The following is an 18180-nucleotide window of genomic DNA, read 5'->3' as shown; positions in this document are numbered from 1 at the left end:
GTCGGTGTCCGAAGGCGCTGTCTCCGATTTCTCAGTTCCCGGGTTCCCAGGCTCCGAGCGCGGTGAGGAAAGTGGATGGTGTGCGGTCCAGGGTGAACTGGTCCGCGAACAGAATGCGTCCGTATCCGAAGTGCTCGTGGGACGCGGATTCGAGCGCAACCAGTCTTTCGTTCCCCAGATCCTCCAACGGGTGCTTCACTGCGACGGGGGTCGGTCCGTCGCAGTGAAGCGGGTCGTCGACCAGGAGCACGAGGCCGTTGGGGGTCGACCGCTTTTCGCAGCCTGGGGCATAGCTTGCGGCCCATCGGCTCAGGAGCTCGTCCTGTCGACCGGTCTCTACCTGCAGGTCGCGTTCGCGGAGCAGGTCGAACAGGTCTCTGGCGAGCCTCCAGTCCAGGAGAGGGTGCACTGGCATGTTGGAGTAGTCGCGCAGACAGTCGGGGCACGAACCGGAGCAGGTTCCGTGGGCCGAGGTCAGTTCCGCTGTGTAGGAGTCGATCCGTTCGAGGAAGCCTCCCAGTACTTCCGGGTCCGCAAGGTGGGTGCAGTACCCGGCCCCGTTCTCCAAGGTGTCGGCGAGGTAGGCGTATACGGGGCCGGCGGTTCGGGAGGGAGAGCCGCAGATTCCCCCGACGAACTCGTTGGGGGAGACGTCGAGGAAGGGCCCGGCGGCCCGCCGTAGGAGTGCTGCAAGGGAGAACCATGCGGCTCGGCGCCCGAGGACGTCGCCCAGCGAGGTGTCGAGATCGAAGCGGATACCGCGGCGAGCATCCGTGCCGGACTTGGCTCCGAGGAAGAACAGGTCGGTGTGCTGGGAAGTTCCCAGAGCTGTGGTCACACCCCCCTCGGGAGGCGGGGATTCCGTGGCCAGGTAGCCCTGCCAGGGAGTGTTTGCGGCGGGACGGAAGTGGAAGAGCTGCCCGGCGTTGTCGTTTACCGCGTAGCGTTTGCCGCGTCCTGAGCGGACGACAAGCCATTCCCTCTCTGTGTGTTCGAGGGCTTCCATGTCGGCCGCCGCTCTAGCCGCAGTGGACCGGGGAGACCAGGTGAACGTGCCGTCGAAATCCCTGGGCCGGTCGGAGCGGAAGCCAGCCGGCTCACGCATCGGGAGGACGGTGTAGGACGGTGTTGTTGCTCCGCACGCGTTGCATTCAGGTTCGGAGACGTCGCTGTCGGGGGTCTCGTCGATGTGTCCGCACCGGTGGCAGAGGCCGACGGGGATCTCCTCGCCCAGTGGTTCCTTCACCGGTTTGGGCTTGTAACCCCAGGGCTCGAACGCCGCGATGCCGTTCGCCCTGTAGACGCGGCCGTCCCTGACGGTTTCACCGTTCGGCGCGAACTGGGCGATGGCGATGGAGACGTCCCTGTCGACGGCGCCCGCGGGTGGCCAGGGGAAGGTTTTTTGGGGCAGCTCCGTGAAGAGGTACTTCACCCGGGTGGGGAAGCCGTACATGGGGAGGAAGCCCTCTTCGGCGAGTCTCTGGCTCAGGTCCCGATGGCCGACCGCCCGGTTCGCGATTCGGTCCACACCCGGCAGCAGTCTCCTGACGATCTCCACCGGGTCGCCTTCGGTGACGGGGCCACGGGTGCACAGGCGTAGGGCAGAGGCGATGCTGAGGATAAGGCCCGGGTTCTTCTCCACCCATTCGGTGATGTGCTTCCTGTGACGGCTCCAGTGCTCTGTGGTACCGAATCGCCCGTGCGTGTTATTGGTCGGATTCGCTTCGCCCTCGCCGATTCGGCCCCAGACATCGGAGAAGGCCTGCCGCAGCACCTCACTCAGGAGTGCCCGCCGAAACACTTCGGGCATATCCATCGATACGTACGGCCGCGGTGTGGGTTCGTTAGTGATGCGGTGGGGGTGCTGGAAGTAGTAGTCGTCGTGGCTCCGTCCGCGGCACACGGTGAGAGCAGCCGCCGCGTGGCTTCCGCGTCGCCCTGCGCGACCGATCCGCTGCTGGTAGTTGAAGCGCGTGGGCGGGACGTTGGCGAGCAGGACCGCGCTGAGCGCTCCCACGTCGACGCCGGCCTCCATGGTCGTGGTGACCGACAGCAGGTCGACTCCATCCGCCCGGGGAACCTCGCCGCGACCGTGGTCCAGGAAGACGTTCTGGAAACGGGCTTGGCGGGATTGCGCGACGATGCGGTCGGTCTGGCCGGTGAGTTCGGCGCAGTGGAGCCGGGTGATGCCTCCGTCCGCAGCCGACCGCCAAGCGTAGTAGTCGTCTTCGACGGGCGGCGCTTTTGAGGGAGCCGGAGGCAGGGGCCGGAAGCACTTGGTGCAGATACCCGCCCCGGGATGGAGGTGGGGCATCCTACATGTGCCGCACGTCCATACGGCCCCCGCGCCAGGGCGGATGGACACGCGCTCGGGGTGGATGAGGTATTCGGTGACAGCGTCGCCCCAGGAGGCCTCCACCAGGTCCTGGACCTGTTCGGCGTCCATGCCGTGCTTCTCGGCGGCGGCCTTCCAGAATCTCCGGAGCGGAGCGGGTGGTGTGTCGGCTCCGTCGCGCATACCGGTGAAGCGCTTCCGCTGTCCCAGCACTCTCAGGCTGGCTCGCGCGAGTACGTTGCCGAGGTCGGCTCCTTCGGCGGTTCCGCTGTCGTCGGATCTGCACAGCCAGCCGAGACCGAGGGACTCGAAGTCGCGTCGGGCACTTGCGAACAGCCCGTCGAGGAGTTCCCTGGTAAGGGATTCTCCGATCTTTCGGCGGAGGTCGTCCTGGTCCCGGCTCATCGCTACGGACGGTACCGGTCGGACGACCTGTCCGGAGGCCGAGTCGTCGTCGGGCCAGTCGTAGAGGCGGGTCCAGGAGCTGTTATTCGCGCCGTCGTCGTTTTGCAGTGACGCCTTGGGCCCCCCGGGGTTGAAACCCGTCTTCAGGAGGCGTGCCTCGATGAGGGAGGCCTGGGTTTCCAGGGACGGGAGGGCCGTAACCCTCTGCACCAGTTCCTCTTCTCGGGAAGGGTCTGCGAACGGGTCCTTACCGCTCCAGATACCGGCCAGTTCCAGTATCTCTTCCTTATGGCGGGCCATCAGCCTCTGATGTGCGCTGCGCGCCAGCTCACGGTCCACACCCGGATCCTTCTGATAGACCGCTAGCACGAGTTCCAGGTCTCCGGCCGGATCGCCCTGCTCCCGCACGGCTTCGGCCAAAGCGAATCTGATCATGTCCTGGTAATGGCGCAGTCCTATGCCCGCGGACAGTTTCGCGGCGTCCTGGCGGCTGTCGGAGAAGGCGATCAGCTTCCGCTCATTCTCGGGCATGGATGAGAGGAGGGAGGTGGTTAGAACCTGGTTGACCTTCTCGAAGCCGGTGCGCATCGTGCGGATCGGTGAGCGCAGTCTCAGCGGGTCCGTGAGCAGGAGCAGTTCTCCCTTGAGCCTGGGCATCTCCCAGTCATCGCCGCAGCCCGGGCACTGAGTGGGGAAGGGGCTGATCTGATCCGGGGATGTCCCCCTCCTCGCGGAGGGGGCGGCGATGTGGAATGACCAGCCGGTCGGCTCCGCATTATTGTTGACTAGCAGCCCGGTCGAGGGCTCATACCGGCTGCGACGGAACCCGAAGGTGAACTTCTGTTTACAGGGCGCGGTCCTGGTCCACTCCTTCTTGTCCAGGAGAGGGATGCGCGTGCGGGGCCAGTAGACCACGTAGTTGGCCGCGGTCGCGCCGGTGCGCACCTGTTCGGGGAGCTTCTCCAGTTCGGGCAGGTCGGCCAGCAGGCTCCCCTCGAACGCTCCGGGGTTCGTGTTCGCGGCCGTGTTCGTGTATCCGCCCATGTACAGGTCCCCGCAGGTCTGGCAGTAGAGCAGCTCCAGCACCCTCGCGCCGCATATGCACCGTGTCGTCGGCCTTGTGAAGAGGCGGCCGACGGTCCGGTCCGAGTCCTGCGGCCGGTCGACGTACCGGCAGTCCGGGTCGGAGCACGCCCACATCCCGGAGATGTTGCGGAAGAAGTAGTGGACCCGCAGTTTGGGCAGGCCCGGACCCCCGGTATCAGCGCTGCGGAGGGATGAGAGGACGCCGTGAAGGGACGCCCGCGCCGACTCGGCGTCCTCGTGGGGGAAAAGCGCTCCTGCGATCTCCGGGACAGACCTGGCTACCGGCTTTCCATTGTCGGTCAGGGCATTCTGGAGCGCGTCGGCTGCACACGTGCGCTCGAGGAGGGCTTGGGACTCCGCCGCCTGGGGTTGCTGCCCGGAGGTCCTCTCGAAGACACCCGCATGGTCTGAGAGGTCGACGGCGGCAGACAAGGGCTTCACGGTCTCTCCTTTGAGGACTTCGAAGCTGTCCGCGCCCAGGCCGAAGAACTCCTCGAGGAAGCCCTCGTCACGTTCTTTCTCCAGCGAGGCGGATGCGGCCAGGACCTGGAGCCGGTCCGGCCTAGCGTCGAGCCCGAGGCGGTGCCGGAGGTTGCGGAGCAGGTACGCGGTCTCGGTCCCGGCCGTGCCCCGGTACAGGTGCAACTCGTCGACGACGATTCTGAACACCGCGTCGGGGTCGCTGTCGAGCCACGTGCGTGTCTGCTGGAAGAAGTCGTCCTCCCTCGGGCGCAGCAGCATGACGTTGAGCATCGAGAAGTTCGTGACGAGGATGTCGGGAGGGGAGGAGAGCATGTCCCAGCGGGACCGCATCTCGGCTCCGTCGAGGCGGGGGATCATGTACCGCGCGTCGCGGTTCGCGTTCGCTTCGGCTGCGGCTCCCCGCTCCTCGGTCGCGGACAGATATCTGCGCAGGTCTTCCAGTGCTGTTTTGGTGCCGGGTTCTCCGGGGACGGGGGTGGCACCGGTGTAGCGGCCGAAGTAGAAGCGGTGGCCGCGCCGGTTGGAGTCCAGCCACGTTCTGACTGCGGGGCTGTCCAGGGCTTTGCGGAGCCGGGACACCTGGTCGTCGACCAGGGCGTTCATCGGGTAGAGGACGATAGTGCGCACTGCGGCCCTGCGTCCGGTTTCCCCTTCACGCTGCGGGGTGAACCCCCCTTCCCGGGGGCGCCACCAGGCGTTCTCCGGTGCTGGGCCGCCGGTCCAGGAGGCCGATTCGGCGACGAGCGAGGCTAGGACCGGGAGCAGGAAAGACTCCGTTTTGCCCGAACCCGTGCCGGCCGTTACTACGACGTTCTTCCGTTCCCGGAAGGCGTGTACCAGCGCTTCGTGTTGGTGGGAGTGGAGTTCTCTGACGCCTTCGAGCAGACCGGCGGAGGCCAGCTGGAACAGGTCATCCGGAGCGCCTGCCTCGTTGAACGACTGATCCAGGGGCATGCCTGAACCCCTGTAACGGGGGCGGACCTCGAGCATCGGCTCCCGCCAGACCTCCCCGTCCCGGTCGAGGAGCTCTCTCCGTTTCTTCTCCACCTCGGGGTTGTCGATCCCGAAAGGGGTGTCGTAGTAGCGGAAGAGGGCTTCGCGTGCTGCGTCGAAGGTTCCCAGTACGTCCATCGGCTCGTTTCCATCCGGGTGTGCGAGTTCAGCGGTATATCCGGCCAGTGGGGGAGACGGTCCCCCCGGCCTGTTCGGCCATCACCTTCCTGATCCAGGCGCATGTCGCGCGGTCGAATTCGCGGACTCCCTGGCTGAGGCGCATCCGCTCGGTCACTGCCCGCTCCAGCTCTCCCAGCTTCTGCTGTCTGCGGAAGTCCTCCTCCGCCCGGCTGAGGGCGAGTTCCGCCTCGTCGACGGTGACGGTCAGGCCGCCGCCCAGGTCGATGCGCTCGCGGAATCGGGTGCTGTTGCGGGGACGGCGTGCGGCGGGGACCGCGATCGGCTGGGGTGTTCTGTGTACCTCTGAGGGGATGTCCGTGTCCTGTTCAGGGGTACGAGGCCGGGGGGCGGACGGTACCGGCGCAGTCCCGGCGAAGGGCTGTAGGTCATCACTCCGGGGCGGCTCGGCGATCTGCCGTACGCCGATGGAGATCCGCTGGCCCAGGCTCTCAGCGATGGCGCGCGCTATACGCCAGGGCACATTGTCGTATACGTCCGCGTCTCCGGGGCCTGTGCGTGCAGGGAGGCCGCTGCACAGGGTGGCGGTCCTGGCGTGGAGAGGGGGCAGCGGGGCGTTCCGGTGCACGGCGAGGCTGCCGATCCGCCACCGACCCGGGCCGGGCTCCTGCGTCCAGGAGAGTGCGGAGATCCCGTTGCGCTGAAGTTCTGCGTAGACGCCCACCTCCTTCGGGGTCTTGAACCAGGACTCTCCGCGGCGCAGCCGGACTACTGTGCGGGAGTCGGTCCTCTTCCAGCGGTAGAGGCCGTCCTCCAGATGCCCTTCTGCCTCTGTCCACGGGTCCGCCTCATCACTGGGAGAGGGTGTATAGCGGCTGACGCGGGCGTCGAAGCGCGGACCGGCGGCGCTCTCCCCAATCCTCGTGCCGGGAAACATCGCTGAGGCTTGGAGGGCGAAGCAGGGCGTGTACTCGGCTCCGGTCAGGGAGGCCAGTTCTTTGAGCTGGTCTGGGGACCAGTAGCTGATGAGGAGGCTCTTGGGGAGGGGTAGCTCCCCGGGAGGGTGTGGCGGCCGGATCCACACGGCCTCCAAATCCAGGGACGGGCAGCAGCGCAGGAGGGTCTGCAAGGCCGAGCGCCTCCGCTCCCCGGTTACGGCGGCCAGGCCGTCGGAGTAGGGGATCCGTGTGACCGCGGCGGGGGAGCAGGACCACGCGCTGCTGCGCCACGCCACGTCCAGGTGGCCCAGCGCGCTCATGAGCCCTATCCACCTTCGAATCGCGCCCCGGTCATCTGGGAGCCCGTAAAGGCCTGCGTACCATTCGAGCCCGCTGCGGAGTTCTGAGACGGAACCCGCGCCGAGTTCGCTCACCCATCGGAGCAGGACGTCGCCGTGCCCTTCGGGCGGGGTCGTCCAGGTGTCTGGGTGCGATTTCTGCGCCTGAGGGGGAGCACAGGGGGCTGTGTTGAACAGTTCGCGCACGGCAGAGGCGGCGTCCGGACCTGTGGAGGGGTTCTCCGGGGCCGGGGAGAAGGGGCTGACCCGGGAGGTGTCGCCCGTGCGCTGTACGAGCCAGCCCCTACCGTTGCGGATTTCCACTTCGAACCGGTCGCTTTTGGAGAGCTGGGGGTGTCGTTCCCGCCAGGACGGCCGGGCCGGCAAGCGGAGTTCGACGGTGGTGAGGTCGTTGCCCACCGCCAGCAGGTGGTCCGCGTCCCGGGGAGCGACCGCTGCCGCCGGAAGTACGGCGGCAGGGAGGTTCTCGAAGGTGCACCCAATTACCTGAGGGGTTGGCTCGGGGAGCCCTTGCGTAGCTTCTACCTCTGCACTGAGCTCCTCAACTGCTGTTCCGCACTGCGATTCGGCGGGGACCCGTCCTGCCCGGTCCACTGCTTCCCCCCGGATCGAGAACCGCAGGGAGGGCGCGTTGTCCGCAGTGACCTCATGGGGCCCCTCCCGCAGGTTTCCCGGGAGCCGCAGGCGCATTCGCTCCGCATCGCCGGTAAGGGGGTGGCCGTGGATGCTCGTATCTGAAACCGGGCTGCCGTTGAGGGCGATCTCGGGGAGCCCTTCGTCCAGGTAGGTGCGCGTTCCGGGAACAGACCTGATCCTCAGGCCCCCTGACAGTTTCATACGCCCCGGTGGCTGGGCGAACCCGAGTTCCAGGGGGGAGCGGCTGAGCGCCTGGCGGAGCCTGACCGGGTCTTCGAACCGTAGCCGCATGAAGAGCGACCAGCCCCGGGGCATTCCGGGCAGGCGCTCGTGCGGTACCTCCCGGGCCCCCGGAAGGGCGTAATCCAGTAGCCGTTTCACGTCGCGGACAGCGGAGGAGTGCACCAGCAGACAGCACTGGCTGAACGGCTGGGCGGCATCGGCCTCGACGAAGCCCTCGACGTCCGGGCCTTGGAGGAGGGGGACGACACGTGTCGGAGCCCGGTTCAAACTGACACCCTCCCCTTCCAGGGTGAATCCGCTGAGTAGGCGCTCGGAGGTCACGGAAAGCCCGTGGAGACCCAGATAGAGGTCGCTGTCCTGCACGCGCTCGAGCACATACTCTCCTGCGCCGGGCCCGCTCACCTGGAAGGCGTCCCGGCCCTCGGGGGCGGAGCACTCCCCTACCCAGCTGAATGACCGGTTGCGGTGGTCGAACCAGACCCGGACCATCCCCCGGCCGTGCAGGGAAGCGGTCGCGGCCTCCTCCCGGTCGTGCTGGCCGTCCCTGAAGGCTTCCAGCAGGTCGCACCACGTCTCCGCCAGAAGGTTGCTGTGGAGCTGTTCGGCGAATTTCTTGGAGAAGTCCGAGCGGTGCTCGTTCTGCCAGTCCTGCAGGCCCGCCAGCAGCTGCTCCCCGCTCCAGTAGGACGTATGGGCCACCTCTGTGAAGAACCGGGTCAGGGGTTCGTGGTCCGTTCTGCGGATCAGAGCCTGCGACAGCGGGTAGCCGATCCTGGAGGGGCGGGGGTCCTTGGGGAGGATCAGCAGGCCGTACTTGCCTCCCCAGCTCTCCGCCCACGTCCGCAGCCCCTTCCACAGGTCGACGACCTGTGGGAAATCCCTCTGAGCGGCGCAGAGCTGCCCGGGAGGCGGCTGCTCCACCCCGAGGACCCTGCGCAACGGTTCGTAGTAAGGGGGCTGTCCGCGCCTTCCGGTGGGCTCCATCCGTGAAGCCGCGAGCACGGTCGCGGCCAGGATGGGCAGGGAAGAGGGCGGTCGGCCGCTGACTGGGGCAGGGCGTTTGCTCAGCAGTTCGATCCGTCGGTAGACGGCTGTTCTGGAGCGCGGGTAGATCACAGACTGCACTGCTGCTTCGAGGTCCGCTGAGAGTCCGTAACTCTCCTGGATCTCCTTAGCGGTCTCGTCGTCGATGTACAGCACTACGGGTCTTGCGCGCAGGCCCCGGTCGTGGAAGAAGTGATCCGCGAGGGCATCGGCCCACTGCACGTAACACTTCTCTGCCTGTTCGCTGCCCGGGAGTCCTTGACCACTCATATTCTCGGCTCCGCTCTGCCTTGCTCCACTTCGATTTAACTACCAGGTCAGAGCGGGAGATAGGGCCATATGGGAAAAAAAGATACATGCGTGATGCAAGCGGCGCATGAGCTATTTTTCTCCCCGGTGTACGGTCCTGTTTCGTGCCGGGCGTGATGGAAACTCTGGTGTGTGCCGGGATCGCCTCCCGTCACTCAGGGGGAGCAGGCAACGGCCGACACCGGCGTAGCCCCTGCCCGCTCGGCGTTGTGCCGCCGTTGACAGGGCGGAAGGGGAGTCGGGAGAACACGCGGCTGTCTGTTCAGGCGATCGGGTATTCGCTGAGGTGTTTCTGCACCGCTGGCATGTCGGACGGTGCCAGGCCGGCCGGGGTGGTGGGCTCATCGCTCAGGTCCGCGAGTTGCTCGACCCCAGGATCATCGAGCACGGTACCCATGAAGCGCAGCTTCTCTGCGAGCCGTTCCTGGATGACCTCGTCGATGGTCCTCTCCGCGACCAGGATCCTCACGTTCGTCTCGGTGCCGGGTTCCAGGCCGAGCCGGTGGATTCGGTCCAGGCTCTGGAGGAACCGGCCGGCGGTGAAGTCCCTGTCCACGTACACGGCTTCGTGGCAGACCTGGTGGAGGCTGATGCCTTCGCCGAGAGTTGCGGGGTTGGACAGCAGGACCAGGCAGCCGGGGTCCTCGCGGAACCGCTTGATCTGATCGTCCCGGTCAGGGGTCGACCCGTACACGACTGCAGGCCTGTACTCCCGGAGCATCTGCTGGAGAGTGGTCAGGCTGCGCACGAAGGTCGACCACACGATCGTCTTGCGCCCCCGGGCGGCGTTGGCTGCGACGATTTCGCAGGCCTTCCTGTATTTCGGGGACTCCTCGTAACGGGGGAGGGCCTCCATGAGCTCGGTCAGGGTCTTGTTCCGGGGCGGAGGAAGGGGAGGGAGCCCGTAGGGCAGCGGTTCGTGCCTGTCGGCACCGGCGGACAGCAGGGCCGGGGTCGTTGCAGCCATGATCAGGTACATGGAGATCCGCCCGTACTTCTCCAGTTCCTCGTTTCCCTGCCCCTTCCCGGCGGCTTTGAGGCCCTCCTCCCCGATGATCGCCGAGTAGAGCTCGCGGTGCAGGCCTTCGAGGGGGACGCGCACGATCCGGGCGTCGAGCGGGGGGAGGCCGAGTTCCTGTTTGGTGGTCCGGGAGAAGAACGGCTTGAGGACGGTGCTTGCGTCGCGCAGGCTGCGGTCCGCGGTGGCGCGTTCAACCGTCCGCGCCCCCTGGCCGGGCCAGACGAAGGTGAAGATGCTCTGCAGGTCTTTGACGCCGTTGGGCGCGGGAGTCCCGGTGAGGGCGAGCCTGCGGCGGGCACGCGGGCCCAGGGCCAGGCATACGGTGCCGTAGACCCCCCTCGCCCCCCGCTTCATGCGGTGCGCCTCGTCCAGGACCATCATGGCCGGTTCGGCGCTGAGCCACTTCGCCAGCGCGCTCTGGTTCAGGGCGAGCCGCTCGTAGTTGACCAGCACGACCTCCGCCAGGGGGTCAAGCGGGCCGCCGTCGACGGTGTGGATCGACGGGGGGCGGTCGAAGCACAGGCGCATTTCCTCGAGCCAGCTTCCGTGGGCGGACTTCGGAGCGACGACGAGCATGCGTGAGATGTCGCCGCGGAGCCTCGACGCCTGGAAGTCAGCCAGGGTGACCCGCGTCTTCCCTGCTCCGGGGACGCTGAAGTTGGCGCCGTGGCGCATCGACAGGAGCTTGCCTATATCCCGTTTCTGAAAGGGCGTCAGCCCGGCTCTCCACCCCGGTACCAAGAGGTCCGGCACCTCATCGGGTAGGACGCCGACGGTGCCGGGGCCGCTGTCGGCAAGCCGCTCCTTGGCCTCCTGCGCGTCGTGGAGTGAGTCCCTGACCAGAGAAGTCACCTCGGGGTCCCACCGGACGTCCTTCGAAGGCCAGGACCGGAGGGCGCGCAGCCCGGCGAGGAAGTCGTCGAGGGGCACCAGCAGGGACTGCCTGTCCTGGTGCACGGCGCTGCGAAACCGGGACGACAGGCGGCCCAGGGCCGGGGCGTGCTCAGCGTCCGACTTCAGGAGCACCGCGGTTCCGGCAGGAGCCATCTCGAGTCTGAGACTGGGGGCGGTGGGATCTTCCTTCACAGCTCGGCGACCGCGTCCTGCAGCCATGTCAGCCCCCGACCGGGCTGCTCCACCCCGCGCGAGGAGTGCCGGGACAGCTGCTTCAGCGCGGCCCCGAGCTCTTCGATGGCCTCGTCGAGAATCCGGTGTTCCATCAGGTTGTGGCTGCGGGCTTGGGCTACTTCCTTGGTGCACTCCCTGATCAGACCTGTCGCCTCGCGGAGCGTCTCAGCTGCTGCGAGTTTGCGTTCAGCCCTGCGTCCGTCGGCCTCTGCCCCGGCGACACCGCGGTCCATAGCGTCTCGCGCCTGTTGGAGGACGTCCCGTGTCTCAGCGGCTTCATCCGGGGAAAGCCTCGCAGAGACCGCCTGCTTTGCTTTTGCGGTCAGGACCCGGTCGGTTGCGGCGCGGGCACGCAGGACCTGGGGGGCCTCACCGTTCAGACCGGGGCCGGGCCCGGGATCGAATCCCGGCAGGCCGTGGTCCTCGTCCAGGCTGGTTTCCTCGGAGGCGGCGAAGTCCTCGCCCAACAACGGGTCGAGGTAGGCGTCGTGGAAGTCCTCCTTGATCCACCTGACCCTGGTCTTGGCGAAGTCCAGGAGGATGGCGAGCAGACGGCTCTCCTTGATCGCGTCGGCTTCGTCCGGGTCGGCCTCCTGACAGCTCCGGTACAGCTCGCTCAGGGTCTCCTGGTGGCCTTCGAAGTCCATCAGCCGCAGGCTGGCCGTGTTTCCGTCCGCGAGCTCGGTCCGGCTGCGGTGGATCGCGTCGGAGATGAAGTGGTGCACCCACAGGTCGCGGTCGATCGACTTCTGGGTGGTCCGGAAGTCCTCGCGGATCTGCTTCATGGAGCGGCCCATCGTGACCTGCTCGTGGACGGCGATCAGCCGGTTGATGTAGGAGTACTCGCGGCGGCGGTCCTTGCGGAGCTGCAGCTCCAACTCGACAGCCGCGATGTCGACCCATGTGGCGTCTGCGGGAAGCACGGCCACCCGCATGTTGGGGGACGTCAGGTCCCTGAGGGCGGCGTGACGTGTATTGCCGTTGACCAGGACACCGCTGTGAGTGATGATCCCGGCGTCCTTCTGGCCGTACTGCTTCAGGTCGTCCTTGAGCTTTTCGAACGCGGGGTCGGGCGAGTCGGGGTTCTTGGGATTGCACTTGAGCAGGTCGTGCAGGTACGCCTGGCTCTCATAGGACCACGGGTCCTTTGCGAGTTCGGCGTCGCGCAGGGGGTCGTGGGCGCGCTGGGCGCGGACGCGGTGGGTCTGCGGGTTGTAGAAGAGATCGCTGACGGGCATCGTGACGACTTCGAGGTTCAGGGGTTGGCCGCGCCATTCGACCCGCACGGTCTCGGGGGCGCTCCCTCCTCTGCGCCCTTCCTGCAGGCGCGCTTCGACCGTCGCGCGGATCTCGCCGCTTCGGGGGGGCTCTGCGATCTCAGTGGGGTTCATCTGCTTGTCTTCCAGTCCTGTGAGAAGCCGGTGCGTTCCAGTGGGCTGTTGTCGGTTCGGAGAACGCCTCCTGCGACGGTGAAGCGTCAGGGCCGTGTACGCAGCCGCTCGGCCACGGCCACGCGCGCGTCAGCGGGCAGCCGACGGTACTCGGTCCACAGCTGCTCCACCCGCCGGGGGAGGCGCCGTCCCCGCCTGACCCACTGTGCGAGCTCTTCGCGGTCCGCGGCGCTGAGCGAGTCGACCGCTGTCAGCACATCGGACGTCTGGGGTGACCCTGCCTGCGTATCGCCGGCCCTGCAACGTTTGCACTCGGTGACGAACCTCTGCTTGGAGGCCCCCTCCGGCAGGAGCTCTTCTCTGACGCTCACCGACAGCTGTGCCGTCTCCCCGCGCCGGGACTCGGGGTAGGCCTCTCCCGCAGCGATACCGCAGACGGTGCACATGAAATCGTCGGCGGCCAGCACGCTGGCCCGTTCCTTGTTGCTGAGACCGGGCTCCGAGCGCTTGCGCGCTGCCCGGGGGTCCCACACGTCGTCGCCGGCCTTGACGAAGCAGAGCGTGTTCGTCGGGAGCCCGGGGTCCTCCCTGTTCGTGTGGATGATCCAGCCGTCGTCCCGGAGATCGCGCATCCGCCGGTCGACTTGCTCGACCCCCGGGAACGCATCGCGGAGCTGCGCCTTGGTGAAGGTGTTTCCCTCGCCCACTTCCGCCAGCAGCCAGAGGGCCACCTTGATCCGGGTGCCGGCACGCAGACCCGGATCGTTCCATGCAGGACGCACATGTCCTCCTCGTTTTTGGTCTTGATTTTTCCGGCTAGGCGAGCCGGGCGGCTGCCAGACTCCAGCGCTCGGCGTGGCCGGCTGCCCCCTGCTTGTCGTAATGGGCCGCCAGCAGCCGGGCGGCTTCCCCGCTGCCGGCCCTGGCAGCTCCTTCGAGGAGCAGGACCCTCTTCCCGTTCGGGGCGGGTGCACTGTTGGGTGATGAAGCGAACTCCAATGCGATCCCGACGGCTGCGTGCTTGCGCTCCGACGGCGTCGGGATGCTCAGCAATCCGGTTGCCTGACGGCAGCCGAGGGAACTCGCTTCGCTCAACCAGGTTTCTCCTTCGCCGGGGTGGTCGTCAATGCAGCGCAGCACCCCCAGGAGCAGGGCTGATTTCTGGTCGGAGGACCGGGCCGCCTCGAGGAGGGAGAGACCGACGTCTCCGTAAGCGTTCTCGTACCTGCGCTGCTCGGTGTCAGAAAGGCCGATCCTGCTGGCAGCCTCCGAAGAAGAGGGGGAGAGGGAGGACAGTGAGTCGGAGACACTCTGGTCGGAGGGCTGGGGGAGGGCCTTCTGCCGGAACTCCAGCCACTCTTCCCAGACCTTTTCCACATCCTTCAGCCCCGGGCTCTGACCGTTCCCGCCCGCCATGGTCCACTCCAAGTGCAGTGCGGCCAGAACGATGAGGTTGAACTTCTTCCGGCGGGGCGTTCGCTTGATATTCCCACCGAGGATCCTGGACAGGGTTGCGAGGGAGAGGTGCTCCAGCCAGTGGTGGTCATCACTTCTCTGGTCCCACATCAGGTTGATATTTTTTGCGAGGTCGCTCTGATGGACGCCGCGTTTGGCGCACAGGTCCGAAAGGAATACTCCGCAGGCAGCGGCTTCGGATCCTGGGGAATGTGAAGAAGAGGGCATAGTCCACCCCTGGGGTTTGTTCGGAGGAGAAAGTTCGAGGACCTGCCCGGGTCTGGGGTGCAAGGTACTCCTGCGGCCTGAGTATGCCACAGGTTTTGGTTGCATGAAGCACAGTCGCCGGTATCTGCTCCATGCACTTCCTTGCGTTTTCTTGCATTCTCGGGGACCGGCAAGAACGTTCATGTCGGCCCAGGCGGCGCGGGCTCACAAGCCGGCTCTGCCACCGGATGATCGTCTGTGGGAGTTGTCGCAGCTCAAAGCGGTTTCAGGCTGCATGCTCGTGCTTTGTTCATGATGTTGGTCCTCCCTGTCTGGTCGGGTGGGGCATTGTACTCCATTCCCGGATCGACTGGGGCTCTTTTTGGGCCCCATCTTCTTGCATTTTTTCTCACCGAGGGGACCGGCAGGCAGAAGGCTCCCGCCTCGCGGCGCCGTGTCGGCGGCGCCCCGAAGGTCGGATGATTCGATCGTCGGATGGCTGTCTTGCATTTCCTTCCGTATTCTCCCGATCTTTTTCAGTGTTCCCTCTGGGGTTCGGTTTCGCGTTTCAAGGGCGAGGATCTGTGCTTTACTCCTGGGGTCCAGTGCGGTTTTAATATGCTGAGGTCTTCTATGTCTGTGTCTCTCGTCGGTATCACGGCTTCGCACATGATGGTGATCGCTTCCGCGGCCATCATTTTTTTCTTGGTGGTGTATGCGGTGAAGGGAAAAGCGGGGGAAAGCAAGTCGGCCCGAGAGGTCTTGGAGCTGCTGCTCAGGCGGGGGAAGCGTGATAACTGAGGTGGCGCCTCCCTGGTCTCTGTGCGGGTATGCGAAGGGCCCTGGGTGCATACTCTTCGGAGCAGGGGAGGCTTCCCGGCGGCCCTCTGTGCGTGAACTGCGGTCTCCTCGCCGGGAAGAAGCAGGCCCATTGATGGGGGTGGTCAAGGCCGATCGGCGCTGATCGGTTCCCGAAGCCCTCCGCGGAACTACGGTTCCGATCGGCTCCGTGGTCAAGGGGGTAGCGAGGGTTGTGCGCCGCCGGTCGGGTCGTCGCGGCCCGCAGGGAAAGGGAGGGCAAACGCACACGTCTCAGTTGCGTCCCCGAAAGCTTCGCCCCCTAGCCTGAGGAGGAGTCCGGTCCGCCGGACTGCGGGGCCGAGGGCGAGCGCAGGGCGGCAGTCGGGTTGTGCCGGCGGTGTTCAGCGCCGCTGGGGCGGGCCTGTGGACAAGCGGATACCCGCCCGTTTCCGCACATAGAATCACCCCTGGTAGGCCACCCCTGGATCTGTGGCGAGAACCTTCCCCGAACGCTGGGTGGTCGGCACGGACCCATGGCACGATCGTGGTCGGACACCGCCCTTCGATCGGGTGTTCGATCATTGCCGGATCGTCGGCCGCGTGCGCGGCCGGTGGGGCGACCAGGACAGGAAGAGGAACAAGGATGCCGGACCAGCGGGGCGAGTACACGTCCCTGGAGATCTGCGCGGGCGCGGGCGGGCAGGCCGTGGGCCTGCACGAGGCCGGGTTCCGCCACCGTGCGCTCATCGAGGTCGACCCGCACGCCGTCCGCACCCTGGAGCACAACACCCGCAGAGCCGGCTGGAAGAACAGCGAAGGCGAGGACTGCGCCATCCTCCCCTGGGACCTGACCGACTTCGACATGGACGAACTCAAGCAGGTCCTGGGGGACGAGCCCCCGGCCCTCCTGGCCGGCGGGGTTCCCTGCCCGCCCTTCTCCCTGGCCGGCAAGCAGCTCGGCGAGGACGACGAGCGCGACCTGTTCCCCGTCATGCTCGACATGGCCGAGGAGCTCAACCCGCGTGCGGTGATGATCGAGAACGTGCGCGGACTGCTCGAGCCCGCGCACAAGTTCGCCCCCTACCGGGACAGGATCAGGGCCCGCCTGGAGGAGATGGAGTACCGGATCCTGGGCTGGGACGTGCTGGAGGCCCGCGACTACGGGGTGCCGCAGCTGCGCCCCCGATCGATCCTGGTCGCTATGCACAAGGACGACGCCGTGTACTTCCAGGCCCCTCGCGGGGTCAAGCACGAGGTCACCGTCGCCGAGGCCCTGGACGCCTCCATGCGGGAGCGCTACCTGGCCTCGAAGAGGCCCGACGCCATGGACTACTACCTGAGGTGGAAGAACAAGGCCGAGGAACGGGGCACGGTCGCACCGACCCTGGTCGGCGGATCCAAGAAGCACGGCGGCGCCGATTTGGGGCCCACCCGCGCCAAGCGGGCCTGGGCCGCACTGGGGGTGGACGGCCTGGGCGTGGCCAACGCGCTGGGCGAGACCGTGGACGAGGACCGGGACCTGTTCGGCGACCTGGGGCCGAAGCTGACCGTGGCCCAGGCCGCCCTCATCCAGGGCTTCCCCGCCGACTGGGAGTTCCAGGGCCGCAAAACCGCCGCCTACCGGCAGGTCGGCAACGCCTTCCCGCCGCCGGTGGCCCAAGCGGTGGGTGAGGCGATCATCAGCGCGCTGCGGGCAGCTGACGCCGGCCAGGAGCCTCCCGAAACGCTTCCGGAGGGGCTACTGGTCGAGGCGGGGCCGCGCCAGCTCAGCCTTACGGGCTGAGACGGCCCCGACCACTGTCTCGGCACAGGAAGCCGGGTCCTGGTGCTCCCAGAAGCGCAGTACCAGCCACCCGGCTTCCTGCAAACGCGTGTCGGTGTCGCGGTCGCGGCGGGTGTTGCCCGCGATCTTCTCCTCCCAATACGCCGGATTGGTCTTGGGGAAGACGAAGTGGTCGGGACAGCCGTGCCAGAAGCACCCGTCCACGAACACAGCCACCCGGACCGGGCGGAAGAGCAGGTCGGCGGTGCGCCGCATCTTCGGCAGGGGTTTGGCTGCGACCCGGTAGCGCAGTCCGGCGGCATGCACCAGACGGCGCAGGGCGACCTCCGGCTTGGTGTCGCGGCTGCGGTTGGCGCGCATGCTGCGCCTGTTCGCGGCCGAGGAGGCCCATGACCCCTCCGGAGCCGCCCATTCTCCGGCCCCTGCGGTTTCGTCCATCGGGTTCATACCTTCGGTAGCAGCGGGGCAGGGCAGGTCGGGTCCTCGGCGCGGGCCAGGCGCCACCAGGATCCGTCGATGAAAGCCCGGGGGACCTCTGCCGTGTCGCTGTCGGCGGGGGCGAGGCGGGCGGAGACGAACTCGCCGGGCCCGGGCTCGACCAGCCCGAGGGCCTTAGCGATCGCGCAGTGGGTGGTGTACTGGCCCAGGATGACGATGCCCTCGGCACGCAGGGTGCTGCGGGCGCCGCCGTTGCCGCGCACGCGCTTCATGTAGTCCTCCTGCTGGGCCACGGTGGCCACCACAGCCCTTCTCACGGGCAGGCCCTGGGCGCGTCGGAACAGCTCGCACACGCGTGCGGACCCCGAGCCCGGGGCGAACACCGCTTCCACGTCCTCCGGGGGCAGGCGCAGCAGCACGTTGACCGGCAGGGGCTTCTCGTAGAAGAGCCATGTCACCGTTTCGCGGCCCTCCTTGGACAGGGTGCGCTTGGCGTCACGATTCCCGCCCTTGCCGAGCAGGTGGTCGTGTGCGCGGAACAGCCCTGCGGACCAGAGGGACTCTCTGTCGCTGGCCCACAGCCCCAGGCAGAGCTCGCCTACTGCTTCCGGGGGGACCATCCAGCGGGCGAGGTCCTGGGAGTACTTGCAGTCGACTTCTGTGCCGTTGATGCAGTAGTCGAGCACGTTGCCGCCGGGGAAGTCGAACTCGCGCTGGAGGTTGATCTCCACCAGGGTCCCGAAGTGGGTCTTCTCGGTCTTGTAGAGCTGATCCCACCGGTAGCGGCCGGTGTGCTGCCCGTCCAGGAGCATGTCGAAGGTCCGCCGCAGCGCTGCTGCGATCCGGCTGCCGTCGGGGTCCAGCGAGGCCAGGTGGTCGGCGGTCTTCTCCAGCTCGCAGTCGCCTTCCCAGCCGGGGGCGTGGGTGACCGGCGGTGGGAGTTCCTGGAAGGGGAGTTCGGAGTCGTGCACGCCTCGAAGGCTAGCC

General features: G+C 67.1%; 9 protein-coding genes. 1 reads left to right on the top strand and 8 read right to left on the bottom strand.

What is annotated here, in order from left to right; genetic code table 11:
• Positions 1-31: 31 nt before the first annotated feature.
• The 6 genes from D458_RS32715 to D458_RS0100530 form a co-directional block, all read right to left on the bottom strand.
• On the bottom strand, positions 32-5440 hold the full coding sequence (locus D458_RS32715; protein ID WP_017584774.1) for a DEAD/DEAH box helicase: 5409 nt from the start codon (positions 5438-5440) through the stop codon (positions 32-34).
• A gap of 28 nt (positions 5441-5468) precedes the next feature.
• Entirely contained in the window at positions 5469-8882 is a 3414-nt protein-coding gene (locus D458_RS0100550) for a hypothetical protein (protein WP_017584773.1), read from the bottom strand.
• A gap of 349 nt (positions 8883-9231) precedes the next feature.
• A complete protein-coding gene (locus D458_RS0100545) occupies positions 9232-11037 on the bottom strand; it encodes a DEAD/DEAH box helicase (protein WP_017584772.1) in 1806 nt (601 codons plus the stop codon).
• A gap of 35 nt (positions 11038-11072) precedes the next feature.
• Positions 11073-12509 carry a ParB N-terminal domain-containing protein gene (locus D458_RS0100540; protein WP_017584771.1) on the bottom strand — a complete coding sequence of 479 codons (1437 nt, stop codon included), beginning with the start codon at positions 12507-12509 and terminating at the stop codon, positions 11073-11075.
• Between the two features lie 86 nt (positions 12510-12595).
• Positions 12596-13291 (bottom strand): hypothetical protein, encoded by a 696-nt coding sequence (locus D458_RS0100535; RefSeq protein WP_040702021.1) that lies wholly within the window; start codon positions 13289-13291, stop codon positions 12596-12598.
• A 34-nt stretch (positions 13292-13325) separates the two neighbouring features.
• A complete protein-coding gene (locus D458_RS0100530; RefSeq protein ID WP_152521015.1) occupies positions 13326-14255 on the bottom strand; it encodes a hypothetical protein in 930 nt (309 codons plus the stop codon).
• A 1360-nt stretch (positions 14256-15615) separates the two neighbouring features.
• Here D458_RS0100530 and D458_RS0100520 point away from each other — a divergent pair.
• A complete protein-coding gene (locus D458_RS0100520) occupies positions 15616-16755 on the top strand; it encodes a DNA cytosine methyltransferase (RefSeq protein WP_017584767.1) in 1140 nt (379 codons plus the stop codon).
• Here the strand turns inward: D458_RS0100520 and D458_RS0100515 are convergent.
• Positions 16711-17193, bottom strand: a complete 483-nt coding sequence (locus D458_RS0100515; RefSeq protein WP_026118859.1) for a very short patch repair endonuclease — start codon at positions 17191-17193, stop codon at positions 16711-16713. The two genes, D458_RS0100520 and D458_RS0100515, sit on opposite strands and share 45 nt — an antisense overlap.
• A gap of 5 nt (positions 17194-17198) precedes the next feature.
• A complete protein-coding gene (locus D458_RS0100510) occupies positions 17199-18164 on the bottom strand; it encodes a NaeI family type II restriction endonuclease (protein ID WP_017584765.1) in 966 nt (321 codons plus the stop codon).
• Positions 18165-18180 lie beyond the last annotated feature (16 nt).

The sequence above is a fragment of the Nocardiopsis ganjiahuensis DSM 45031 genome, assembly GCF_000341085.1.
Classification (GTDB): domain Bacteria; phylum Actinomycetota; class Actinomycetes; order Streptosporangiales; family Streptosporangiaceae; genus Nocardiopsis; species Nocardiopsis ganjiahuensis.
The sequence above is the reverse complement of the archived record's forward strand: the minus strand, read 5'-3'. Positions and strand labels throughout refer to the sequence as shown.